At 60.1% G+C, this 23,785-nt stretch carries 23 protein-coding genes, 1 tRNA gene and 1 pseudogene; 12 read left to right on the top strand and 13 right to left on the bottom strand.

From position 1 onward, the window contains the following. Nucleotides 1-57: 57 nt before the first annotated feature. On the bottom strand, nucleotides 58-1,026 hold the full coding sequence (locus tag ACQUQF_RS11385) for a cupredoxin domain-containing protein (RefSeq protein WP_435178833.1): 969 nt from the start codon (nucleotides 1,024-1,026) through the stop codon (nucleotides 58-60). 42 nt (nucleotides 1,027-1,068) lie between these two features. Between ACQUQF_RS11385 and ACQUQF_RS11380 the strand changes: the two genes are divergently transcribed. Further along, the gene (locus ACQUQF_RS11380) at nucleotides 1,069-1,443 is read left to right on the top strand and encodes a winged helix-turn-helix transcriptional regulator (protein ID WP_435178831.1); all 375 of its coding nucleotides are present in this window, start codon (nucleotides 1,069-1,071) and stop codon (nucleotides 1,441-1,443) included. A 2-nt stretch (nucleotides 1,444-1,445) separates the two neighbouring features. Here ACQUQF_RS11380 and ACQUQF_RS11375 read toward each other — a convergent pair whose 3' ends face one another. The 3 genes from ACQUQF_RS11375 to ACQUQF_RS11365 form a co-directional block, all read right to left on the bottom strand. Then, nucleotides 1,446-1,721, bottom strand: coding sequence for a hypothetical protein (locus ACQUQF_RS11375; RefSeq protein WP_435178829.1), 276 nt, complete (start codon nucleotides 1,719-1,721; stop codon nucleotides 1,446-1,448). A gap of 178 nt (nucleotides 1,722-1,899) precedes the next feature. Next, on the bottom strand, nucleotides 1,900-2,751 hold the full coding sequence (locus tag ACQUQF_RS11370; protein ID WP_435178827.1) for an alpha/beta fold hydrolase: 852 nt from the start codon (nucleotides 2,749-2,751) through the stop codon (nucleotides 1,900-1,902). A 71-nt stretch (nucleotides 2,752-2,822) separates the two neighbouring features. Further along, on the bottom strand, nucleotides 2,823-3,563 hold the full coding sequence (locus tag ACQUQF_RS11365) for an SDR family oxidoreductase (protein ID WP_435178824.1): 741 nt from the start codon (nucleotides 3,561-3,563) through the stop codon (nucleotides 2,823-2,825). A 296-nt stretch (nucleotides 3,564-3,859) separates the two neighbouring features. On the opposite strand from ACQUQF_RS11365, the gene ACQUQF_RS11360 reads away from it, so the two are divergent. From ACQUQF_RS11360 to ACQUQF_RS11350, 3 genes are all read left to right on the top strand, one after another. Then, nucleotides 3,860-5,014 carry an amidohydrolase family protein gene (locus ACQUQF_RS11360; RefSeq protein WP_435178822.1) on the top strand — a complete coding sequence of 385 codons (1,155 nt, stop codon included), beginning with the start codon at nucleotides 3,860-3,862 and terminating at the stop codon, nucleotides 5,012-5,014. A gap of 51 nt (nucleotides 5,015-5,065) precedes the next feature. After that, nucleotides 5,066-6,322: a helix-turn-helix transcriptional regulator gene (locus tag ACQUQF_RS11355; RefSeq protein WP_435178820.1), complete on the top strand. Its 1,257-nt coding sequence runs from the start codon at nucleotides 5,066-5,068 to the stop codon at nucleotides 6,320-6,322. 363 nt (nucleotides 6,323-6,685) lie between these two features. Beyond that, nucleotides 6,686-6,760, top strand: a tRNA-Glu gene (locus ACQUQF_RS11350). 86 nt (nucleotides 6,761-6,846) lie between these two features. Here ACQUQF_RS11350 and ACQUQF_RS11345 read toward each other — a convergent pair. Continuing rightward, complete coding sequence (locus ACQUQF_RS11345) at nucleotides 6,847-7,290, bottom strand: HNH endonuclease (protein ID WP_435179527.1); 444 nt, start codon at nucleotides 7,288-7,290, stop codon at nucleotides 6,847-6,849. Between the two features lie 1,536 nt (nucleotides 7,291-8,826). Here ACQUQF_RS11345 and ACQUQF_RS11340 point away from each other — a divergent pair. Next, a pseudogene (locus ACQUQF_RS11340) lies at nucleotides 8,827-9,557 on the top strand (NAD(P)H-hydrate epimerase). 46 nt (nucleotides 9,558-9,603) lie between these two features. On the opposite strand, the gene ACQUQF_RS11335 reads toward ACQUQF_RS11340, so the two are convergent. Continuing rightward, nucleotides 9,604-10,677 carry a hypothetical protein gene (locus ACQUQF_RS11335; protein WP_435178818.1) on the bottom strand — a complete coding sequence of 358 codons (1,074 nt, stop codon included), beginning with the start codon at nucleotides 10,675-10,677 and terminating at the stop codon, nucleotides 9,604-9,606. A 334-nt stretch (nucleotides 10,678-11,011) separates the two neighbouring features. Continuing rightward, the gene (locus ACQUQF_RS11330) at nucleotides 11,012-11,500 is read right to left on the bottom strand and encodes a histidine kinase (protein ID WP_435178816.1); all 489 of its coding nucleotides are present in this window, start codon (nucleotides 11,498-11,500) and stop codon (nucleotides 11,012-11,014) included. Nucleotides 11,501-11,703: 203 nt separating this feature from the next. On the opposite strand from ACQUQF_RS11330, the gene ACQUQF_RS11325 reads away from it, so the two are divergent. Together ACQUQF_RS11325 and ACQUQF_RS11320 are read left to right on the top strand one after the other, a co-directional pair. Then, a complete protein-coding gene (locus tag ACQUQF_RS11325; RefSeq protein ID WP_435178814.1) occupies nucleotides 11,704-12,765 on the top strand; it encodes a DUF3179 domain-containing protein in 1,062 nt (353 codons plus the stop codon). A gap of 124 nt (nucleotides 12,766-12,889) precedes the next feature. Then, nucleotides 12,890-13,375, top strand: coding sequence for a hypothetical protein (locus ACQUQF_RS11320; RefSeq protein WP_435178812.1), 486 nt, complete (start codon nucleotides 12,890-12,892; stop codon nucleotides 13,373-13,375). Between the two features lie 272 nt (nucleotides 13,376-13,647). Here ACQUQF_RS11320 and ACQUQF_RS11315 read toward each other — a convergent pair whose 3' ends face one another. Then, the gene (locus ACQUQF_RS11315; protein ID WP_435178810.1) at nucleotides 13,648-14,670 is read right to left on the bottom strand and encodes a succinylglutamate desuccinylase/aspartoacylase family protein; all 1,023 of its coding nucleotides are present in this window, start codon (nucleotides 14,668-14,670) and stop codon (nucleotides 13,648-13,650) included. Nucleotides 14,671-14,842: 172 nt separating this feature from the next. On the opposite strand from ACQUQF_RS11315, the gene ACQUQF_RS11310 reads away from it, so the two are divergent. The 3 genes from ACQUQF_RS11310 (at nucleotide 14,843) to ACQUQF_RS11300 (ending at nucleotide 17,237) form a co-directional block, all read left to right on the top strand. Then, entirely contained in the window at nucleotides 14,843-16,171 is a 1,329-nt protein-coding gene (locus tag ACQUQF_RS11310; protein ID WP_435178808.1) for a RimK/LysX family protein, read from the top strand. Nucleotides 16,172-16,309: 138 nt separating this feature from the next. After that, a complete protein-coding gene (locus ACQUQF_RS11305; RefSeq protein WP_435178806.1) occupies nucleotides 16,310-16,582 on the top strand; it encodes a hypothetical protein in 273 nt (90 codons plus the stop codon). A 58-nt stretch (nucleotides 16,583-16,640) separates the two neighbouring features. Further along, entirely contained in the window at nucleotides 16,641-17,237 is a 597-nt protein-coding gene (locus ACQUQF_RS11300) for a helix-turn-helix domain-containing protein (RefSeq protein WP_435178804.1), read from the top strand. 27 nt (nucleotides 17,238-17,264) lie between these two features. On the opposite strand, the gene ACQUQF_RS11295 is transcribed toward ACQUQF_RS11300, so the two are convergent. The 3 genes from ACQUQF_RS11295 to ACQUQF_RS11285 all read right to left on the bottom strand — a co-directional run bounded on the left by ACQUQF_RS11295 (nucleotide 17,265) and on the right by ACQUQF_RS11285 (nucleotide 20,406). Next, the gene (locus tag ACQUQF_RS11295) at nucleotides 17,265-18,674 is read right to left on the bottom strand and encodes an FAD-dependent oxidoreductase (protein WP_435178802.1); all 1,410 of its coding nucleotides are present in this window, start codon (nucleotides 18,672-18,674) and stop codon (nucleotides 17,265-17,267) included. 258 nt (nucleotides 18,675-18,932) lie between these two features. Then, nucleotides 18,933-19,922 (bottom strand): sulfite exporter TauE/SafE family protein, encoded by a 990-nt coding sequence (locus ACQUQF_RS11290; protein WP_435178800.1) that lies wholly within the window; start codon nucleotides 19,920-19,922, stop codon nucleotides 18,933-18,935. A 58-nt stretch (nucleotides 19,923-19,980) separates the two neighbouring features. Further along, nucleotides 19,981-20,406 (bottom strand): hypothetical protein, encoded by a 426-nt coding sequence (locus tag ACQUQF_RS11285; protein ID WP_435178798.1) that lies wholly within the window; start codon nucleotides 20,404-20,406, stop codon nucleotides 19,981-19,983. A 183-nt stretch (nucleotides 20,407-20,589) separates the two neighbouring features. On the opposite strand from ACQUQF_RS11285, the gene ACQUQF_RS11280 reads away from it, so the two are divergent. Beyond that, nucleotides 20,590-21,612 (top strand): NAD(P)/FAD-dependent oxidoreductase, encoded by a 1,023-nt coding sequence (locus ACQUQF_RS11280; RefSeq protein WP_435178796.1) that lies wholly within the window; start codon nucleotides 20,590-20,592, stop codon nucleotides 21,610-21,612. A gap of 100 nt (nucleotides 21,613-21,712) precedes the next feature. On the opposite strand, the gene ACQUQF_RS11275 is transcribed toward ACQUQF_RS11280, so the two are convergent. Further along, complete coding sequence (locus ACQUQF_RS11275; RefSeq protein WP_435178795.1) at nucleotides 21,713-22,228, bottom strand: redoxin domain-containing protein; 516 nt, start codon at nucleotides 22,226-22,228, stop codon at nucleotides 21,713-21,715. A 103-nt stretch (nucleotides 22,229-22,331) separates the two neighbouring features. Between ACQUQF_RS11275 and ACQUQF_RS11270 the strand changes: the two genes are divergently transcribed. Then, nucleotides 22,332-23,084, top strand: coding sequence for a proteasome assembly chaperone family protein (locus ACQUQF_RS11270; RefSeq protein ID WP_435178793.1), 753 nt, complete (start codon nucleotides 22,332-22,334; stop codon nucleotides 23,082-23,084). Between the two features lie 85 nt (nucleotides 23,085-23,169). Here ACQUQF_RS11270 and ACQUQF_RS11265 read toward each other — a convergent pair whose 3' ends face one another. Further along, the gene (locus tag ACQUQF_RS11265) at nucleotides 23,170-23,667 is read right to left on the bottom strand and encodes a hypothetical protein (protein WP_435178791.1); all 498 of its coding nucleotides are present in this window, start codon (nucleotides 23,665-23,667) and stop codon (nucleotides 23,170-23,172) included. Nucleotides 23,668-23,785: the final 118 nt, after the last annotated feature.

Raw genomic sequence — 23,785 nt, 5'->3', positions numbered from 1 at the left:
AGCTGTGAGACCCACGGTACCCGGTCGCGGCTCTCGCAGCATGGTCGACGGCGCCCTTCAGTTTCCGGTTCCGCCGATCTTCGCGGGGTCGACGACCGGTCTACCCCGGGGCGTGAAGTACGGCCAGTCGGCCTGCGCGCCCGAGTCGATGAAGTCGTACTGCTGGTTCTCGTCGGTGTCGCGGTGGTTCATCGCGATCAGTTTCCTGTATTTGCTCGCGTCGTACTCGGCTCCTCTCCCTTCTATGGGGACTGTCACGTTCTCGTGGGTACCCGGTTCGAGATAGTCCGACCAGCCCACGATGCTTTTGAACACGTCCTGGATCGTTCTCGGACGCTTCTTCAGTCGTGGCGTGTGGACGACGACGAAGCCGCCCTCCGGGAGCGTCGTCGATTCGACGGTGACTGCCTTCCCGGTCACCTCCTTCTCCTCGAACGTGACCGACGACTTCGCTCTGACCGGACTGAGGTCGTCGGGAACCGTCGCGTTCGCCCCCTTATCGGTCCGTCCCGCGACGTTGATGTTCCCGCGCATCTGGACGGGATGGACCGTACAGTAGTACGACACCATCTCCTCGGTCGCGGTGAACGTGAACGACTTCGTGGTTCCGGTCCCGAAGCCCATCTCCGTTCCCGCGACCCAGTCGCCGTTCCGGTTGCGGATGATGAAATCGTGACCCACACCGTCTCCGTTAGTCCACTGGAGTTCGTACCGCGTGCCGGCCTCCAGCTCCAGCGTCGGATTCCGCGTTCGGGCGAGATTCTCACCCGACGTCGGGAACCACCCCGAAAGGTACGCTCCGAGCTTGATGGTTTCCGACGAAGGTCGGGCGGCGACTGACCCCGTGGCTCCGACAGCGATACCGCCGATGGTGCTCGCAGTCTTGAGAAAACTTCGGCGCGACGTGTGCTCTCTCATCTGGTGTTTCCCCACGTCTCGTGTAGTGGCCGGTCGCCCGTAAATGGACGCCGAGTTCAACGTAAACCGGTTACCCGATGGTAACCGCCAGCCGAGCGGGAACTTCACGCAGGCCACTACCTTTAGGCGTGCAAATGACCTCGGTAGGGTGTGTCCGACCAAGACGCCTGTTCCGCAGGTTGGTGCGCAGGCGAGGAATGGTGTCCCGTCACGTGTACGGCCGACCTCCTCGGGCGGAAGTGGCACCCCGTGGTCGTCCACCGGTTGCTCGTCCACGACTCGCTGAGATTCAGCGAGTTGCGGGAAGAAATCGGTGGCGTGACCGGAAAGGTCATCTCGGACACCCTCGATGACATGGAGGAGAAGGACTTGGTGGAACGAAGCGTGGTAGACGAGAAGCCGGTCCAGGTCGAGTACGCCCTCTCCGAACGGGGCGAATCGCTCGCGCCGATCATCGAGGCGATGGACGAGTGGGGCCGCGACCACCTCGTGTCCGTCGACGCTGTCGAGACACCGTCGGCGTAGACTCAGAACCGCGGGAACTCGTGGCGCTGGTAGACGTCGAGTCCGCCGCTCGTCGGCTTCTCCCGTCGATCCGCGACCGCGGTGGCCTCGGCGACCTCCTCGGGTTCGGTGACCTCGCCCTCGCCGAACCGCTCGGCGAACGTCTCGCCGCGGCTGGCCCGAACTCCGAGTGGACCTCCGAGGGGTCGACCACCGTCACCGTCACGCCGTCCTCGCCCATGTTCCCTTCGTGGCTGTGGGCGAACCTGCGGACTCGCCACTTCGGGGGCCTCTGCCACGTCGAGTTCTGCGACGGTAATGTGGTCGGTTCTCGTTCGCCGACTCCGCCGATTTCCGGACTACGCGGGGCGTTCGCCGGACGAGTACGTCCACTCGTGTCCACGTATCGCCACTGCCGAAAGGAAGGTCGCTCCACTTCCGTAGCTACGAACCGATACGCCCGCCGACAGCTGTCTCCTACTCGGCCTCCTCGGCGAGCAGGAACTGCCTGAGCTCCTCGGTGTATCGGTCCGGGCTGTCTTCGACGACCCAGTGGTTGGCGCCGTCTATTCCGACGACCCGCGACGACTCGATATCGCCGTCCAGTCGCTCCGCGGAGGAGATGGGTTGGAACTCGTCGTCGGCGCCCCACAGCAACAGGGTGTCGGCCGTGACCTCGCTCGGGTCGATTTCGGTCGTGTGGTTGGTGTTCGTCGCGGCCGCGTTCCGGACGAGCGAAACGACCCCCTCCTCGGAGTTCCAGGGAGCCTTCATCCCCTCGACGAACTCGTCGCTCGGATCGTCGGACGCCAGGCTCTCGCGGAACATCCCGTCGAGCAGTTCCTGTACGTCCCCGACGCTCTTTTCCTTCGCGGTGGACGGGAGACCGAGGTTCACGATGGGTTCGACGGGCCACGCGTCGTAGGCGACCGCGTTCGACAGGACGAGTCGGTCCACGGCGTCGGGCCGATGGACCGCGTACCGGAGTCCGACCCCGCCGCCCAGGTCGTGACCGACGAACGAGACGGTGTCGAGACCCAGGCCGTCGAGCAGGTCGGCGACCGCCTGCTCCTGGGCGCGTATCGAGCGGTCGAACTCGTCGCGCATCGACGAGTTGCCGTAACCCACCATGTCCGGAACGATGACGCGCCGCTCGTCGCTCAGCGCGTCGGCGACGTCCCGCCAGAGGAACGACCACGTCGGGATGCCGTGGAGCAGGACGACCGGGTCGCCCTCGCCCTCGTCGTAGTATGCCATCTCCAGTTCGTTTCCGTCCACCGAGACGGACTCGGTCTCCTGCGCGTCGGCCCAGTCGTCGGGGTTCGTCACGTTCGATTCCTCGCCGCGAACGGCAATAGGCTCTGTCGCCGCTGACTGAAACGAACCGCCGGCCGAGACGCTCAGAACCCGGCGAGCTTGTCGCGCCGGTAGAGGTCGAGTTCGCTGACCGTCGAGTTCTCCTGGCGGGCCGCGAACGCGATGGCCTCGGCGACCTCCTCGGGTTCGGTGACCTCGCCCTCGTCGAACCGCTCGGCGAACGACTCGCCGTACGCCGACCCGAACTCCGTGCGGACCTCCGAGGGGTTGACCACCGTCACGGCCACGCCGTCCTCGCCGACGTTGCCCTCCAGGCTGTGGGCGAACCCGCGGAGCCACCACTTCGTGGCGGCGTACACCGGGTTGAACGGCCGGGGGAACTTGCCGGCGAAGCTCCCGACGAAGATGAGGTTGCCCTCGGTCTCCCGGAGGTGCTGGACCGCGGCCCGGGCGGCGTAGAACGCGCCGTCGACGTTCGTCTCCATCATCGTGTCGTACTCGCCCGTGGTCATGTCCTCGACCGAGTCGCCCCGGGCCAGCCCCGCGTTGTTCACCAGCACGTCGAGCTGTCCGAACTCCTCGACGGTCCTCTCGACCGACCCCTCGACCGAGTCCTCGTCCCGGACGTTGGTCGGGACCACCAGCGTCTCGGCGCCGTGCTCGTCCTCGGCTTCTCGGGCCACCGCCGAGAGGGCCTTCTCGCGGCGGGACGCCAGCGCGACCTTCGCGCCGGCCCGGGCCAGCGCGTGGACCGCGGCCTCGCCGATGCCCGAACTCGCGCCCGTGACCAGTGCCGCCTTCCCGTCGAGGGGGTCGTCTGCCATACCCGGTGGTGCGACTGCGAGGACGTTGGTTCTTTCGTCGACGGGGCGTTTTGCGACGAACTGCGGGCGCCGGAGGGGCACCCTACCGGGCCGGATCGCGGCGCGGTCCAGCACTGTTACGACTTCTGCGAGTCAGTCTGTACAACGACGGCGCCGTCTGTACACCGTCGGCGGGCGGAGTCCTCGCCGACCCCCGCCTCGTCGGCCGCTTAGGTCGAGGCTAACGTCGGCAGGACCCGCCGAGCGGCCGTTGCCGGGACCACGGAGTTTAGGGGCCGGCGTGCGAAGGCAGTGGCATGCTCGTACTTCGAGGCGGGACCGTGGTGGACGTCCACGGGCGGCGCGAGGCCGACGTTGCGGTCGAGGGCGGCGACGTCGTGTCGGTCGGCGACGCGCCGGACGACGCCGACGAGGAGATCGACGCCCACGGCCGGTTCGTCGCGCCGGGGCTGGTCGACGCCCACGTCCACCTCACGATGGACGGGCGGCCCGACCCCGCGACCGCGAAGGACGACTCGGAGGCCGCGCTGGCCTACCGGGCGGCGGCCAACCTCCGGGACGCGCTCGACGCCGGCGTGACGACGGTCCGGGACCTCGGCGCCGCGGGGACCGTGGCGCTCGACGCCGGCCGCGCCGTCGAGCGGGGGCGCCTGGAGGGGCCGCGGGTGCTGGCCTGCGGCGAGAACGTCGTGATGACCGGGGGCCACGGCCACTGGTTCGGCCGGGAGGCCGACGGCGTCGCCGAGGTCAAGAAGGCGGTCCGCGAGCAGCTCAAGCGCGGCGCCGACGTCGTCAAGTGCATGGCGACCGGCGGCGTCCTGACAGAGGGCGCGCTGACCGGCGCGCCCGAACTCGACGAGGAGGAGCTTGCGGCCATCGTGGCCGCCGCCGACGCCAAGCGCGTGCCGACCGCGGCCCACGCCCACGGCACCGCCGGCATCAAGCACGCGGTCCGGGCCGGGGTCGCCAGCGTCGAACACGGGACGTTCATGGACCGCGAGGCGGCCGAGCTGATGGCCGACCGGGGCACCTACTGGGTGCCGACCGGCAAGGCGCTGTACGGCATCGTCGACGCCGGTACCGAGGCCGGCATCCCGGAGTTCGCCGTCGAGAAGGCCGAGGCCGCCAGGGAGGCGTGGGCCGAGTCGTTCGACCACGCGCTCGACGCCGGCGTCGACGTCGCGATGGGAACCGACGCCGGGACACCGTTCAACTACCACGGCGACATCCCCGAGGAGCTGGCGCTGCTGGTCGACCATGGGCTCTCGGAGCGCGAGGCGCTCGAAGCCGCGACGGTCAACGCCGCCGACCTCCTTGGCCTCGACGACGTCGGCACGGTCACGGAGGGCGCTCGCGCCGACCTCGTGGTGCTGGAGGACGACCCCCTGGAGGACGTGACGGCCTGGCAGTCGCCGGCCCGGGTCGTGCGGCGTGGAACCACGGTCCGGTGACAGGCCCACGTCAAAAGGTCTTTTATACCGGGCAATGGAGGGTTAAGGTACATGAGACGGCTGCTGGCTGTCGCCCTTGTCGTCGTGTTACTCGTCGGGACGGCCCCCGTAGCGACGGTATCGGGCAGTCACTCCGCGCGCGAACCGACCGCCGCCCCGCAGACGGTGGGCACCGCCTCGAACGCGGTTGCCGGCGCCCCACAGACGCTCGTCGCGACCGACAACTTCGACAGCGTCGAGTTCCACATCACCGTCTACGAGAACGGCACCGCGGAGTGGACGTTCACCTACCAGCGGCGGCTCGACAACGAGACCGAGCGCCAGCAGTTCCGACGGTTCGCCGACGAGTTCAACAACAACTCGACGGAGCTGTTCACCGAGTTCAAGCGGCAGGCCCGCCAGCTGACCAGCGCCGGCCACAACAGCACCGACCGCGTGATGTCGGCCGAGGCCTTCTCGAAGACGGCCGACGTCGGCGGGCTCAACGACAACCTCGGCATCGTGAAGATGTCGTTCCAGTGGACCGGGTTCGGCTACTCGACCGACAACAGCGACAACATCAAGATCGGGGACGTGTTCGAGGGCGGGCTCTACATCGGACCGAACCAGTCGCTGGTGGTCCACGCCGGACCGGGGCTCAAGTTCGTGGCGGTCAAGCCGGCGGCGTCCGCCCAACCCTCGGGTAGCACCCTGGCGGCGAGCGACACGGTGACCTGGCAGGGCGAGCGCGATTTCATCGACCAGCGGCCGCAGGTGACGTTCAAACCGGTGAAGGGAACCACCACTGTGACCACGACGACGAACGAGTCGGCCGGCGGCGGGGCGGAGGACCCGGACGGTACCACCGCGCCCAACGCGAGCCAGCCGCCCGCGGACGGCGACGGCTGGCCGCCGCTGATGATGTTCGTCGCCGCCGTGGTCGTCCTCCTCGGACTGGCCGCCGCGTTCGCATGGCGGCAGGGCGACTTCGGGTCGTTCGCGGCCGAGACCGACGACCCCGGCAACGACGACGGCGGGGCCGCCGCGTCCCGGAACGGGGGCGCGGCGCCCACTGAGCCGTCGGTCAGCGACGAGGAACTGCTCACCGACGAGGCCCGGGTGAAGAAACTGCTCGACGAGAACGGCGGCCGGATGAAGCAGGTCAACATCGTCGACGAGACCGGCTGGTCGAAGTCGAAGGTGAGCATGCTCCTCTCGGAGATGGAGGAGGACGGCGACATCAGCAAGCTCCGGGTCGGCCGCGAGAACATCATCAGCCTCGAAGGCCACGAACCCGACGCCGCCGGTTCGCCGCTCGAAGGCGAGTAGTCCGCACCGGTTGGGGCTCTCCCGCGTCGATTCCGTTTTTCTGCGGCTGAATCGTGCGCGTCACCACCGTGACGGCCGGATTACGGGGTGCGGACGGGAGACTGCGGGTCTCCGGCCATCGTTCATCTCCGTTTTTGCTGACTGGTAACTCGGCGTGCCGGGACGGTGACGGACGGAAAGCCGCGGTTTCGTTCGGATGAACAGTTCACGGCCGGGACGGGCGTGTGGAACCGGAACACGGCGGCCCGAAAGCGCAACTGTTAAACAGTCCGTCCGACTACGAAAGAGTGCAGACGCGAGGTACGCTCCGGTGTTGAGACGGACCGCGTCCGTCGATGCTCGGAGCGTGAAGTGAAACGGAACGCTCCGTTGGTGTAGTCCGGCCAATCATCTTGCCCTCTCACGGCAAGGACCAGGGTTCAAATCCCTGACGGAGCACTCCAAATTTCTTTCGTTTCCAAACAGATTATAGGAATTTTTCTAGGTTCCGTAGACTCTGTTCTCGGAGGGTTTGTTGTAGTTCGTCAGTCTAGGCTGAGGCTTGCGGTACCTCGCTCGACGGTGAGGTGGCACGCTCGGCAGAGACAGACGAGATTATCGAGTGTGTGGGCGTCACGGGGATCGTCGAACGTTCGTACTGGTTGTATGTGATGGACGTCGGGGTTTTGGCCGAGGTCCGCTTTCGTAGCATTACACCGCTGGCAGGTATGGTCGTCACGTTCGAGGGTCCGTCGACGGGCCTGCGGCCACCCTTCGCCGTACAATTCGGTTGTACTTACACCGCCGTTCCAGTTGGGGATATCTGCTCCACTCCACTTTCCTTGGGCCTGTTGGGCTGTGGATAGCCATTCGCGGTAACAGGCGCGGTCGCAGAAGTGATGAGTTTGTTCGATGGCCTCAGTGGGAAACACAGATTGATGGTCGCCACAGTTCGCACAGGAGACCGATACCTGCTCTGAGGACTGCATGTGAACAGTGCAATCAACATCGTCGTCGGCGACACACTCTGGACAGTAGTGCCCCTCTTTCTCGGAGGGGTAGTACTGGAACGTCGTCTCACAGACGAGGCAAGTCCCGGTCGTGTTTCCGCGTGTCGGATCACGTTGCCCTTGCAGTGTGGTTGTCCAGTCGTCACAGCGGGTCCAATCTCCGTTGGGAGCGAAAAACGCAGTCTCACAATCAGTACACTGCCGGTTAGGGAGATGTTCGCCGTGGACGGTCGTGTGATGGAAACGCACTCCGCGTACGGAGGCGAACTCACGGTTACACGTCGGACAGACGTTGCTTTCAGGAAGTGTATCGACTGAGGACATGGCCCTCACGCTTCAGGGCCAGAAAAAATGTTAATTCGTAGTTGGGACACCAGTATGCTAATTTGCAGCCAACGGAGAACCCGTCACATCCGTAATGTCCTACTGAGTGCCCAGTTACACCCCGTTGATTCGACTATGTCCTGTCAAGGATTCTTCTCGGGTTCCTCAAAGGCAGGTTACAATCAACTGGTGTTCCGGGAGTGATGGCGTGAGAAGGGGTGTAAATTTGCATTACGCAGGCTGGGGTCAATGGGGTAATTTCTCAACCAAGGCTACTGGTTCGCGATCTGGACTTCTCCATGCTAAAAGAGGTTTTCACGTAATATCAGGGATACTCGTTGGTCTCTGTTCTCCCCATTACGTTGCTGTCGATTCAGTCAATCATCGCTAAAGTTGGATTCCCCGGTACATCCAGGGTTTTGATGTAGAATTCAGGCGTTTCGGCCGCAGTGAAATCCAGTTCATCTACGCTCCTAATTCATTCCGTAAATGGCGTGTAGAGGAACAGAGTGGCCACAGAACAGTCGATTCGGTCAGGTAGTACGGGTTTCTAGACTTCAATCTCAGGAATTACGATAGCGCAAATCGACGGAGTACACCCCGTTTCTAACGTGAGATCAGCGTTTAACCTCAAATAATAATCTAAATTTCATGAGCAAGAACGCCTGTCTCAGAGCCTCTCTACCTCGTTCCTCTGGACGCGATGATTTATTCGCTTAGCTCAAAGTGAGTGACGGCCCAACTAGATTCTACACCCCGCTGTTTGGGGTGTTCTTTCGGGAAATATACCGATTGTAGACTTTGGCAAAAGGCTTTATTTTCTCTCTCCTAGTTTTTCCACCCGTTTCTCCTCATTAGACACTGTGTATCTCAGCAGTACATCACAGATATAACCCCAAAATTAGAATTAGGGGAGTGTAGAAACTAATCCATGACGGAGCATCCTTCCTTACGCCATCTCCCGTTTTGAGCTGTGGTACAGGAGAATCACCATCCCACCACAGGGCAATCACGAAACTCAGGTATCGACATCACCACGCCGCACAGCATTTCTAGTGAGTAATCCTTCATGTTGATTCGCCGGACAAAGGCCGCTTGATTTGACGCATCTGTCCGAGGTTAGTGCGGACTGGATCAAGTTCCTGTCGAGGATCGTCAGGACACTCTTGACCCTATGGGCTGATACCACCGATGGTGAACGAACCGATGAGCGAAACTACATTCAAGACGATGGCTGGTGTTCCCGTGCCTGCGGTTACCGCAGACGAGATGCGTGAGATAGACCGCGTTACCGTCGATGATATCGGTCTGAAACTACTTCAGATGATGGAAAACGCCGGCCGGAACCTCACAGTTCGCGTTCTTAAACGTGGCCCTGATCAGGTAGTTGTCCTCGCCGGAAACGGTGGAAACGGTGGAGGGGGTTTGGCCTGCGCACGACACCTTGCAAATCGCGACGTGTCCGTTACTATCGTCTTGGACCGCTCATCCGATGCGTTAGACGGTGCCACCGCAACCCAGTATCTGATCCTCAATGAAATGAACGTCGCTGTCACTACTTCGGACGGTTCCGACCTCTGTACCGACGCGGACATCATCGTCGATTCGCTCATCGGCTACGGCCTCCAGGGCGAACCGCGTGGACGGACTCGGAACCTCATCGACAGCTGTAACGATACCCAGCCCCCGTCGTGTCACTCGACGTTCCATCGGGGCTCAACGCGACGACCGGCGAGCGTCCCGGTTCAGTAGTCGAACCAGATGAGATACTCACGTTGGCATTGCCGAAGATAGGGCTTCAGGAAACAGAGTGTCCGCTCTATCTCGCGGATATCAGTATCCCATCTGTGGTGTACGACCGAGTCGGCGTCGACTATCACACACCATTCGAGGAATCCTACTGCGTCGCGCTTGACCGTTAGACGTTTCTATCGATATCCGTAGAGCTGGCATTACAAAACGGATTATCTACAGTCGATGCCCGCAGGCACAGTTTCCGATGCAGTAGGTCGTCCCCGCCTCGGAGAGGTCAACCCCGAGGCCCGCAATCGTTCCCAACACGTTCGCAGCGACGTCCTCTCCGGGACGAACTGATCCGGCCGTCGCGCCATAGGGTTTCGCCCCGACGGGAATCGTCTCGGCGATTTTGCCGCTTGCGTGGTCGATGACTTTCACCTCGTCGCTCGTTTGCACCGGCACGTAGAGGCGTTCGCGGCTCGGTCCCCACGTCCCGACGAAGGCCGATCCCCCGAGGTCGATGCAATCTGTCACCCCACCGGCGTCGAGGTCGATTACGGTGATGTCGTTCGAACCGGGAGTGAACACGTAGCCAGTCCGTGAATCGGGGCCGATTTCGCTCGTGAGCGGGCGCTTCCCGAGTCCGTCGTCGCTCGTCAATCGCACCTTCTCCGTGGGAGCCGCCGGGTCGCTGATATCCCAGATACTCTCGGTGCCGGTCGCGCCCTCGTTGTTCTCCACGAGCATCACCTCGCCGTTCCAGGCCGCCGTCCCCATCCACGGTCGGGCGGCGTCGGTGTTCCCAGTCGGCGTAACCGATACCTGGGCCACGAGTTCGAACGCTTCGATGTCGATGACCGACAGGGTATCCCCGAAGATGTCCGGCACGTAGGCGTACTCGCCGTCGGGATGGATAGTGACGTCACAGGGACCCGGCCCGTTTCTGTCACCGCGACCGCCTTCGTCAGTCCGGTCCAGTTGGGCGGTCACCTCACCGAACGATTCGGACGCTGGGTCGGCGTCGATTCGATACTGCGCGTGGACCGGTTCGCGGGCGCTCACGACGAGCTGGTTCCCGTCCGGCGTGAGTTCCTGCCAGTTCGCACCCGATTCGGTGTCGACAGCTGCGACCTCCGACAACGACCCGACTTCCAAAGCCCGCACACCACGGTCGACGTTGAGCCACAGTGAATCGGTCGGAGCATCGGTCAGCTTCGGTGCAAACTGGTTCGACGGAAACGATGCCGTCACACCTAGATGAGGGGTAGCGACGACTTCGTCGCTCGCAGTGTCGATGATACTCACGGTCTTATCGCCGGTATTAAATACGAAAACTGTCTCTTCGAGAGATTCCGTCTGGCTCCTGCTGGTCGACGTACCGGCACATCCAGCAGTCATGGCAGTGCCAGCGGCTACGGAACCGGATAACAGGCGACGACGTGAGACGCTCGTTTTCCGTAGTTGTCGGTCCCGATTCGGGTAGAGGTGAGTTTTCTCGGAGTTGTCGCTCATCCCTGTTCACAGTACCACGTCACAAGCTCACATTAGGGTACTGTTCACGTCAGTCCCCGCCGTCACAACCTTCAGTGTACGAAGCTTCCCTCATCTCGAATTTCAATCCCTCTGATCGGAGAATCAACTACAGACGGTTAACCAGTGGGAACAGACTGCCGAGAACTACTCCATAGATGCCGTGCCAGATGAGCAGCGGAACGGTGACGTTCGGAATCGAAGGGGGCGTCGGAAAGCCAGCCAACCCGAACCAGATAGGCATGATAATTCCCGCACCGATGATAGCGAGTACTAACCCGTATACGACACCCGCGACGACTGTTTTCGAGAACGAGTCGCTGACACGATAGAGTCCGGGGTCAGCCATCAGGCCCGCGAAGATCACTCCGAAGAGGGAACCATGTACGAGGTGTGCAATCCAACCGGCCACCAGACTCCCCTCAAATCCGTAGAGACCCGCAATCGCGATCTGAAGCGTCGAAAGCTGGACAACACTGATGGCGAGTCCCATCGCGAACGTCGCAATCAATCCTGCGGTGGCGCCACCCTTCCAAGCCCATTTCACTTCGAATGGTGATACTGCTTCACCTCGTTCAGTGTCGCTTTGAGTTGTCATACACTTCCCCCGAACCTCTGTGTTTAGAACGTCAGAACAATCGACTGTCGGCGTAAAAACACTTGATCGGTTACGCATACAACCTGCACAACCGTGCCAACAAGTACCGTACCCGTGCATATTCTGAGACGTCACTAATCTGGATGTGCTCTAGACGGACACACCCGTGGTGGAGTTAACCTTCCTCAACCCCGAGTACCGATATGGCTCGCATCTCGCGGCGGACGTTCCTGCTGGGGGCAGGGGGTTCTGTTGTGACCATGGCCGCAGCAAGTAGTCGGCCCGTATCAACTCGGCTGCAAGACGGCGGAAAGATACCGCTTGCTGACGAGAGGCTCCTGGTTGAGTACGGACTGAAGGAACTCCAGAACGAGGTTGTATCCGGCGGCCCGCCAAAAGATGGGATTCCATCGATCGACGAGCCCAAATTCACCGGCGCCGCCGAAGCCGACGAGCGACTGCAACCGGGCGATATCGTGTTCGGCGTCGCGAAAGGGAAGGACGTCAAGGCCTATCCGCAGTACATCCTCGTCTGGCACGAAATAGCGAACGACACCCTCGACGGAACGCCGGTGAGTGTCACCTACTGTCCGCTCACCGGAACCGCGATGGGATTCAAGCGGGGCGAGACGACCCTCGGCGTCTCTGGAGACCTGCTCAACAACAATCTCGTGATGTACGACCGGGCGACTGACAGCCGCTGGCCGCAGATGTTGGCCACCGCCATCGAAGGAACGCACGAAGGGAAGTCGCTCCAGGAGTTCCGGCTCGTCTGGACCACCTGGAAGCAGTGGAAGCAACGCCACCCCGACACGGAGGTGCTCTCCGAGGACACCGGGTACATCCGGGACTACGGCCGCGATCCCTACGGAACGTACAATCCGCGAGGAGGCTACTATGCGAGCAGTAACACGTTGTTCGATCGACTCCAGGACGACAACCGGTATCCGCTCAAGAAAGTGGTTATCGGCGTTCGAACACCCACTGACGCCACAGCGTTTGTGAAGGATTCACTCCGTAAGAAGGGCGTCATCACGGGGACTCTCGGCAACGCACCGGTCGCCGCGGTGTACGATTCCACCCTCGACACCGGCTACGTCTACCGCGTTCCCGACGCTGCTTCGGTAAATTACGATGACGGAGATGTCGTGGCGGACGGGGCTGTGTATCCGCCCGCAGACCTCCCGTTCGACCGCGTGTACGGGTACGATGCCATGTGGTTCGCCTGGGTGGGAATGTACCCGAATACGGGAGTCCATGACTAGGCAGACATCCATCGGCGAGGAGGGGCGGAGTCTCCGCCGTCGATTGAGTGCAACAATCTCACGTACCCGTTTTGCAATCGGGATGGCCTTTCGACGGCGTGACTCGGGTCTGGTCTTACTCGTAGTGGCGGTCCTCTACCTTATCGCCTATCTGGTTGCAGTGGGTCACCTAACGCTTGGTGGGAGCGGTTTCAACTTGCTTGTTGTAGACCAACCCCTGTCTCGGGCGTTCGAACCCATCGGTTACGGTCAATTCGAGCCGATCGCTCGACTTGAACTTCCGATTGCAACCTTCCTGTTCTCCCCAGTGAATACGGCGATTGGACTCGGCCTTGCGGGGTTAGTCGGCATAAATCTCGCGCTCACATATCTGGCGTGGAGGCAACCACAGGCGTGCGGGCTCGCCTCCTCTTCAACGGGAGCGTTGGCGGGTCTCCCGGCACTGCTCTCCGGCGCAGCGTGCTGTGGACCCGTCGTATTGCTAGTACTCGGGATTCAGGCGTCGGGAGTACTACTGACTGCGTTCAACGCCTTACTCCCGATCGCTGCACTACTGCTAATCGGGAGCCTCCTATGGGTTAGCCGGAAAATCGACCCGGCAACGATTTAACAGAAAGAACGTGTCGGTTCTGTTCCAGTCTATCCAGAACGTGTTAGTTATAGCTGATCTAGTAGGTGAAACCCATCGTCGACATTTACAGCGTACTTGACTGTGACATCGCTGGCGAAGACGAACAACCGTGAGGAAACTGTGGAAAATGGTGCAAAAAGGCAGTAGAACACGCCGAATCTATATCGTCCGCCTGTAATCTGACCAAAGTGAACACGTATTTTGTCCGTGACTCGAGGCGAATACAGTCACAGGAAAATGGTGGAGTAAAGTCATTTATGGAGCATTCCGGTCTGGGCCTCGATAATTCGTTCCTGCATTTTGCCGATTTTAATGAAATGACAAAGCGGATTTCCGGGATATGCGACCGGATTTTCGAGTATTCCAACGAGAAGCCCCGTAAATGGTGCCTCAACCGTTATTTCATCGGTCTTAAACGGATTCGTAATTCGACAAATCGTCTCGCCCTCGTGAACGAGGTCCCCTCGTTCGTTGTGCATTTCGACGATTCCTCCTGCATCCGCTCGTAGCCACGTCTTTTCGCTCCAGCCCTCAATGACGGTGCGCCACCCCGGCCAGCGGACCGTCTCCTGCTCGTAGATACCGTACTCAGCGAAGACGCTTCGGACCCCGTCAAGCGCGTGATCAATCAATTTTCTCTCGAAGCGGTGGGCCTCGCCCATTTCGAGGGTGATCGTCGGAATCCCGTCTTCCGTTGCCTCACGGCGCAGCATCCCCGACGACCCTTCGCCGGCCATTATGAGGTTTGTTCCGAACGCGCGGGCGAGTCTGGCGGTCTCCTCGTCATCCATATCGGCACGGACGTGAAACATGTTCGTCCGTCCTCTTGTCGACGTATGGAAGTCGAGTCCGAAGTCGCAGGGTTCGATGAAGTTCTGATAAATCTGGTAGGCGATTCGGTTTGAACTGGTACTGTTCTGTTTTCCTGGGAAGGCTCGGTTGAGATCGCGCTCGTAAATCGGCAGATATCGCTCCTGGGCGACGAACCCCTGTACATTCAATACTGGTAGACAGACGATTGTCCCGCAGACATCTGTGTGATTCCATTCCTGTGCGACTTCCCGTACGACTTCAATGCCGTTCAGTTCGTCACCGTGAATGGCAGCCGAGAGAAATGCGGTCGGCCCAGGCCGTGGCCCGTTAATAATCGTGACTGGAATGCGAACAGGGTCGCCGAGATAGGTTTCGCTTACCGGATAGCGGAACTCCTCAGTTTCCTCGGGGTCTACTCGGCCGCCATCAAATGTGAACGCCTCTGCCTGTCGAGCGGTCATCAGTCCCCAGATGAAGAATCCTATCGAGTTAAATCGAAAGAGCGGTTGTAACGGGGTTACACGCTCGCAGAACCCGTAATGACTGCAACCTCCAATACGAACAAGAGCGACGCTAATGACTGTCTCTTCCAATTCGTCCAAGTCGGAGGACGCAACTGACTCGGCGCGGTCTGTGAGCGTCGATAGTTCTCAGACGGTAACTGAGACACAACGCGTCGGCGTATTGAGCACCCACAACAGTAAGGAGACAAAAGCGATCCTGAATGCGGTTCGGGTACTGGGGTACGACCCCGTTTGGATTCGTGACGAGAACGTGACCTCGTGGATTGAGGACGGCGATGTCCAGCTTTCGCCGCGCGTCGATGTCCTCGTGAATCGAATGCTCTTCACGAAAAGCGACCACCAGCTCGAAGACCTCCAACTGGCTGCACTCTACGAGGAGACGACACCCGTCGTGAACTCACCTCAGGCCGTCGCGAACACTCTCCATAAGTATCGGGCCGGGGCGAAACTCGCCGTGGCCGATCTCCCCGTTCCGGACGCCTATTTCGGACGCTCGCCTCGAACCTTCGAAGAGTGGCCGAAGTATCTTCCGGACGACGCCGCACACAAGCATACCATCGGGACGAACGGGCAGCAGATGTCAATCGTCTCGCCGAACGACCCCGTCAGTCCGATGATCAACGACGAACACTCGTTCGTCCAGGAATTCCTCGAGGATACCGATGGCCGCCCGTCCGACGTTCGTGTGTACGTGGTCGGTGGAGAAATCGTCGGTGCGATGCGGCGCTACGCTCCCGACGGCGACTGGCGCACAAATGTCGCCCTCGGTGGCGACGTCGAAGGAGTGACTGACGAACTCGGTGACCGTCCCCGTCGTCTGGCAAAAGAGGCGACGGATGTCCTCGGATTAGACATAGCCGGAGTCGACTTGATGCCTATCGACGGCGAGTGGTTCATCCTCGAAGTCAACGCCACTGCTGGATTCAAGGGATTGTTCTCCGCGACGGGCGTTTCGGCGGCCCCGCATATCGCCCGCCTCGCTATCGAACGCGCTGGGGGTGGCGTTGAGACATCACAGATTCTCGAACTGGAATCGACGCTTGACGATTCCGTACCCGATTGCAAACCGCCACTCGCGCAGGACGAGGGCGACGACGGCGTCCTCGGTTACACGACCCGGATACGGATCAACGGCCGCGATGGAGCAGAGGAGATAATCGTGAAGTCCGACACAGGGGCCAAGCGAACGAGCATCGATACTGACCTCGCAGGTCGAATCGGTGCCGGCCCACTCGTCGGTACCACGCAAGTGCGGTCAGGGACGGGAAGTGATAGAGAGACACGGCCACTCGTCAACGTTGACCTCTGTCTGAACGGCCGGTGGCGAACGGTCACAGCCAGTATCACCGATCGGTCAGAGATGACCTATCCGGTGCTCCTCGGTCGCGACGTTCTCGAAGCGTACACGCTTGATATTAGCCGAACGGTCGAAGAGTAGCTGATATACGTGCAATTCAATCTACAACACACTGCCAAAGTACTGAACCGTCGCCAGTAGTAAGTCTCAATCAGAGTGTCAGAGAATGTCACAGACACAGGTATCGGTTTTGTCGGATTGGGTCACCCTACGAGTAGAATGCCCGTAACCAGACGAACTGTCCTCGAAGAACTCGCTGCGTTGAGTGACGCTGAACGCCAGGAGACGACGACCGTCGAAGCGCTTTCGTCTGCACTCGAGGCCGACGAACATGCAGTCGAAGCGCATCTAAACGGACTGGAAGCCTGTGAACTGGCTCGAATTGATTCCGATGGAAGAGCGCGGGTGACGATTACTGGTGAAGAGCTTTTGGAACTCGATACCGATGGAATGGCAGTCATCGACCCAACTACTCCGGATGCGGAGAGATGAGGGTGTGGTATTTATTGGCAATCGGCCTGATTATCCATCAAATGGAGATCGATAGCTAATGGCAGAGGACCAAGCGAACGCATCGACAGCGGACCTCGAAGCGGTGCAGTACGATCCCACGTCGAGTCGATACAACCTTTTCGAATGCCCCGACTGTGATAACGTCGTCCTCGCACTCGGGCGTGACGAGCCCCCGATGTCCTGTCACGACAAACCGATGGAGCGCGTGACAGACGTGGAGATGAGCGTCCAACCGCCGGACGTCAAACAGGTTCTCCTCCAGGCGTTCGGCCTTCCGAAGGCGGGACTCGATATTTGCCTGTGTGTCATCGGTGAAGGACCGCTGTCGGCGAATGACGTCGCCAAGGCGTTGGGATACGACCGCAGTACTGTAACCCGCTATCTAAATACACTCGTGGAGCTAGGTTTGCTTCGGCAATCCGAGTTGAACCGCGAAGAGGGCGGCGTGGTCAACGTGTATCACTCGGTCGACCTCGAACGGATGCGGCGTGAGACGTTGATCGGATTCTATATCTGGGCCGGTGAAGCAGCCGCACTCATCGAGGATGCTAATCTGACGAAACAGGACTATCTTGAGGAGAACCCCGACCAAGAGCTGCCGGACGTGTTCTGGGACTCGTTCCGCGACGATTAATCACACGACTACCGTCTATCAGGCAATTCACCGTTTGCCCTCAACTACTTTCGCAGCGGTCAGAACAGGGTCCCACGTCGTATTGAATGGCGGTGCATACGCGAGATCGTAGTTGGAGAGGTCGTCGACAGTGGTGGCTTCGATCACTGCACCGACGAGCGCGTGACTTCGATGGACAGCACCTTCTCCGTACTCGGACGTGAGACTGCCACCTAGGACACGCCCGGAGGGCCGGTCGACGGTGAGCGTCACCTGTACGGTCCCACCTTCGGGATAGTAGCCGGCGCGGGATTTCGCCTCGACGGTTTCGGTCATCGGCTTGAAACCGGCCTCACGGGCCCTCTCGTGATCGAGGATACCGGTGCGGGCGGCCTCCATCTCGAACGCCTTAACTGCCGCCGTCGCTGCGATACCGCCGCCTTCGGTCGGGTCACCCGCGACGGTCTGTCCGATCGCTCGTCCGTGGCGGTTCGCAGTCAGCGCCAAGGGAACGTACGCTGGCTCTCCAGTGACGACGTGTTCGGCCTCGGCACAGTCACCCGCCGCATACACGTCCGGAAGGTTCGTTTCCCGATAGGCGTCGGTCGTGATAGCCCCCGTTTCGCCCAGCTGGACGCCCGCATCCTCGGCGAGCTCTGTTCGTGGACGGACACCCGTTCCGACGAGTACCATCTCGACCGGGACGCGATCATCGTCGGTGACGACTGTTTTGACCCGGCCATCACCTGAAACTTCGTTTACCTCTGCTCCGAGGTAGACTGCGACGTCTTGGTCATCCAGATGGTCGAGAACGGCTTCGCTCGTGTTTTCGCTAAATTGTTTCAGGATGCGGTCGCCGCGTTGGAAGAGATGCACCTCGAACCCGTTAGCGGCGAGTGCTTCTGCCATCTCGACACCGATATATCCAGCTCCGACGATGCCGATCGGTCCGTTACACGTCTCCAAGAACTGGCACGCGGGACCGCGGTCGGACTGTTGGAGGTCACCATCAGCACGTGCTCGCCCGACGTACTCTCTGAGGTCCTTTCCGTCCGACATCGAACCGAGCGTATAGACTCCCGTGCGACCTAGCCCATCGATTGGCGGCGTGACTGCCTCCGCACCGGTCGCGATGAGTAGGTGGTCGTACTCCTGAGTCACCTCACCGTCGTCATTTCGTGCCGTGACCACGCGATTCGAGGGGTCGATATCGACGACCTCGTGCCCGGTTCGGAGATCGATATCTCGCTCTTGACGGAACTGTTCGGGCGTAACTGATACGAGATCCTCGAGTGACTGGATCTCTCCTTTGATATAATAGGGGAGCCCGCAAGCACCGTACGAAACCCATTCTCCTTGTTCAAACACGACGACATCGAGGTCGGGGTCGTCGCGCTTCGCTTTGCTCGCGGCCGACATCCCGGCGGCATCGCCGCCGACGATAACGAACGTTGACACGGCAACCACTTCGGATAGTCGGATTATAAAACCGGGTCGGGTGTGCGATTCAATTTCACGGCGAGCAGCGGACGGTGGTATCCCCGCAATTCCTCACACTATCCTCACCGAACCACACATTGCCGCGTGGGGTCGACTGAGGACGAACACGACGAAGACACGTCTATCAAACGATGAGAAAGACAATCGAGGCTCCGTATAGGGAATTTTCACCGTAGGGGAATCACCTAATTGACGACCTGACAGACGGATGTCGTGTCACGCCAGAAGCTCACTCGCGAGGACGACGACGCCGACGACCCCAAACACGACGCCGAGCGCTGGCTCCATGATCTCGCTCGGGACGTACTTCCCCACGCGCGTGCCGATGGTACCACCAATCAGAACGCCGGGAACGGACCACGCGATAATATACCACACGGGCGTCGCAGCCAGCGCGTGAACGACGGCGCCCGCGATTGCAGCGATGGCGAGGACGAACACGCTCGTCGCAACCGCGACCCGCGGTGGAAGCCGACATCGGACGATCAACTGCGTCGTCGTCACTTCGGGGAGACCAGCGCTGATGAGGCCTGTGATGAACCCACCAGCAGTCGCCAAACCGACGCCAGGAGGTCGCCAGCAGGTGTCGTAGGTGTACGTCTCACCGTCCGCCGTCTCGATGGTGGTCTCCCCACGACCGGTGTTCTTCTGTTTGAGATACTCGCCTTCGCATTCACCCGGGATGCACTCCTCAGGAGGATCATAATAAACCAAAAAACCGCCCAGAACGAGAAGTCCAGCTCCGAAGGCGAGTTTCAGCAACGACGTCGGAACGTAGTGGGCGGTGAACGCGCCGATTACGACCGCTGGGACTGCACCGAGCAAGAGCCACTTCGCAGTCTGGTAGTCGACAACTCGTTGGCGGACGTAGTTCAATAGTCCGTTCCCCATCCCGAACACCTCCGTCAGGAGACCGGCGCCGATCGCCTGTGATGGCGAGAGGCCGACGATCAACATGAAGAACGGACTGAAAAACAGCGCTCCCGAGACGCCGGATGCGAGGGCGACCAGCGAAAAGAGAACCGACGCGGGAAACACCCACCAATGGGCGAGGAACTGATTCACCGGAAAGCTAGCCGGAACGGGAAGCGATTGCAGTACGGGGGTCACGAGGGACAGCGTCGTCGCCTCGACTGGAGTCGGTATGACGAACAGGCCGCTGAAGAAGACGAAGCCACTGAATGCGACGGAGCGGTTGCGGATCATGAGACTGTGTCGTGCGGAAAACTCTGTGTGTCGAATGGACGAGTTGCTGTCGGCGCGCTTACGCGAGGATGCCAGTCCCGAAGAAGGCACCTAAGACAATACCGTAGACGACATGGACCGTCCCGAACATCGTCATCGTGTCTCGGTCGGGCTCCATCCCGATTACCATCCGCATCCAGAATACCATCCCGCCGATCATGAGGATGATACCATAGACGAGACCGAGGCCGACTGCCACGGCAATTGATTCGAGATTCAGGCCCATCAACGGGACGCCCACAGCGAAGACCGCTCCAGCGAGGACGCCATAAATCAAATGCAATATCATGCCAGGCATCTCGTAGTCCTCGGGGGTACCGTCTGCGAACTTCGCCACGAGTGCTGCCGTCGGCGGTGGGCCGCCGTCGCCTATCACCATCATCAGGATAGTCATGACGATCGTTGCAACGAGGCCGCCTGCCAGACCGGCGATAATTGATGCCATAGGTTCCGTTCTATCAGATGCAGGATGGGTACTAAACCACGACGCGGTCGTTGAACGGAGTCACACACCCGCACAAACGGCTGATACGAACACGATGCTGTGTGATTTCCCGGATTAAGAGAATATTCAAGATGCAATCCATGCAGGCATAGCTATTTGCTGGATGCTCCGGTTTTGATGAGTATGAGCGAGGAGATAGAGAGCTACGAGTACGAAGTCGTCGTGGTAGGCGGCGGCCCGGCGGGAATGACGGCAGCGCTGTACAGCACGCGACTCGGTCACGACACGGCTGTCGTCAACCGCGGTGGCGGACGTGCGGCGATGATGCAGGAAGTCCACAACCTGCTGGGTGTCAAAGAGGAGACGAGCGGACCGGAGTTTCTCAGCGTCGGTCAGGAGCAACTCGAAGCGTACGGCTGTGACATCCATCGCGACATGGTTACGTCCTGTTCTCGGTCCGATTCGGATCGAATCCGACTGTCGGGAAACAGCACGGAGTACGAAGCAGACCGGGTCGTTCTGGCGACCGGATTTAACGACGTTCGGCCGGAGCCGCCGCTTCCGCGGACAGGTAGAGGACTCCATTACTGCCTGCACTGTGACGCCCACATGTTCGTCGACGAGTCGGTGTACGTGATGGGGCATGCCGAAAGCGCCGCCCACGTCGCCGCAATCATGCTCAACTTCACCGACGAGGTCGACCTGCTTACTCGCGGTAACGACCCCGAGTGGAGCGAGAAAACAGCTGAGATGATCGAGAATCATCCTATCGACGTCGTACACGAGGATGTCACTGGTATCCAGAACGGCGAAGATGGCTGGTTGAAAGCGCTCGAGTTCGAGGACGGAAGCGTGCGAGAGTATAAAGGCGGGTTTGCGATGTACGGTGCCGAATACAACAACGGCCTCGCTCGGGAACTCGGCTGTGACATTAACGACGATGGCACGATCGAAGTCGGCGATCACGGCCAGACATCCGTCAAGGATGTCTACGCAGTCGGTGACTGTACCCCCGGCCACAATCAGATCCCGGTGGCCCTTGGCCAGGGCGCGAAGGCCGGTATCGACGTCCACTTCCAGCTCCGTGACTTCCCGCGCGATCCCGATCTCCTCGACGAACAGGGACCTGTCCGGTCCGAGGAGGTCCCGGGTATTCCTGACGAACTACTCGAACAGGCGGTCGACTTCCACACCTATGGAGAGTGACGAACGCTGCTCACGAAAACATCAAAGACGCGGCCCTAGCTTCGAAGGGGATACCAGCTACGGAAGCGGAAGACCATCCGTTTACTCGTTGTCGGAAGCGTCAGGCCGACCCGTCTTGCTCCTTGACGGTACACTGGTCGCCGCGGCAGTTCGTCGCCTTCCGTAGTGCGTCGAAATCGGGTTGGTCTTCCGGACTGCGGGCTGACCACGCAAATTGGACGATTCGATCAGGGTCAATAACAAACGTCGCCCGGCCCGGTACATCACGGTGCCCCTCAAATTCCTCGGTCAAAACGCCGTACGCTCGGCTAACCCGTCCATCTGTGTCTGACAAGAGCGGAAACTGGATGTTGTTCTTGTCTGCATACTCGCGGTGGGCGTAGGCTCCGTCCGCTCCTACCCCAAGGACGACAACATCGTCAAGTAGCGTAAGCCAATCGGCGTCTCGCAGCGAACACCACTGTTCGGTACAGGCGGGGTGGAAATCGAAGGGATAGAAGACGAGAATCACCGTCCAGTCCCGGTCCGAGTACTCGGAGAGTCCGTGCGTTTCGACTGTCCCGGCTGACGCTCCGGGAAGCGTGAAGTCCGGTGCCCTCTGTCCCCTCCGTATCATGTGGGATGATAGCATCTCTACCGACTTTATATGCGGGGAGTCGTGCAAGACGTTTGCACAGAGGCGAAAACAAAATTACTGTCGTCGCAGTCAGTGCTAGGGTATGTCTCACGGAGTAATTCATGACGAGCAGATTCGACTTCAAAATCCGATTTTCGTGGATGGATCACCGGGGCTGGGGCTCGTCGGGACGATCACCACCGACCATTTAATCGACGAGTTCGAGATGACGTACTTTGCGAGTATAGAGTGCCCCAGTCTTCCTCCAGTTATCGCGTACAACAAAGATACCACTGCGGTCTTGCCACCAGTCCGGATCTACGCTGACGAAAAACGAGACCTGCTTGCACTCCAGAGTGACGTTCCTGTCTCACCGACAAGGGTCGCCGACTTTGGAAACTGTCTCAGTCAACTGCTTGCGGATTTCAACGCGCTCCCCCTGTACGTGAGTGGGCTCAGCTGGACGGGCGAGAAGAACGCTAACGAAGAACGGGCGTTGTACGGGATTGGGACTGGGAACGCCGAGCAGATACTGCAACGACACGCAATTGAACCGCCGGACGAGGACGGAGTGTGGAGCGGTCCAACAGGTGCACTACTGAACGTAGCCCGAAAAGCTGGAATGAACGCACTGGGTCTGGTCGTCGAAAGTGACCCGGAATTTCCGGATCCTGAAGCTGCGTGTCTACTCATTGAACGAGTAATCGAACCAATCGCAGATATCACCGTCAACGTAGAAGCGTTACGAGACCAAGCAGAGGCAATCCGGGAAGAGAAGAAAGGGTTCGCCGAACAAATGGAGTATCCCGAACAGGACGAGAGTTCGAGGGCTGAATCGCTTCGAATGTATCAATAACCTCATTTGACGGGAGTCATTCTCGTAAGGCCACCAACAAAGATATTCGTACGCCAATCCCATCTTCTGTCCCTCTAGAGTCCACTCAGTTTTCAGCGACGAATGCGTACGCCACTGCAACCGGAATGGCGTATACGATGTGACCGATGAGGCTCACGACCGTGCCAGGAATCGCGACGTTCGGGAACGGGGGAGCGGCAGCGAAACCAACTGTTGATAGCCAAATCGGCATCACGAGCACCGCGAGAACGAGCGTCGTGAGAACGCCGTACCCGATGCCGAGAGCGACACTACCACCGATTCGACGCGCTGGCGATCGAAATGGTTCCAACTGGACGATTGCGACGTACGCCAGTCCAAGAACGACACCGTGGAACTGATGGAGCGCCCAGCCGGCGGCCAGAGCAGGCCCTTCGATTCCGTACATCGCGGGAATGACGACTTCCAGTAACGGAGCCGGCATGACGTACTGCATTATCAAGCCGAACAGGATGCTTCCGAGGAATCCGCCGGCCGCTCCGGCGATCCATTCGTTTGCACGTACCGGTCTGGAATCAACGGCAGTTTCAGTTCTTGTCGACATTTGCTAGTTACCTCTAGTAACCCACTACACGCCGGTTACCTTAACCGTAATCTAACCCCCGAGTTAGCCGGTTACGAGGAGGAAACCCGGCTTTCCACTAAGAGTCCTTACGCGCAAG

This window comes from Halorussus sp. AFM4 (assembly GCF_051194995.1).
Classification (GTDB): domain Archaea; phylum Halobacteriota; class Halobacteria; order Halobacteriales; family Haladaptataceae; genus Halorussus.
Note: the sequence above shows the minus strand (reverse complement) of the source record. Positions and strands in the feature narration are given on the sequence as shown.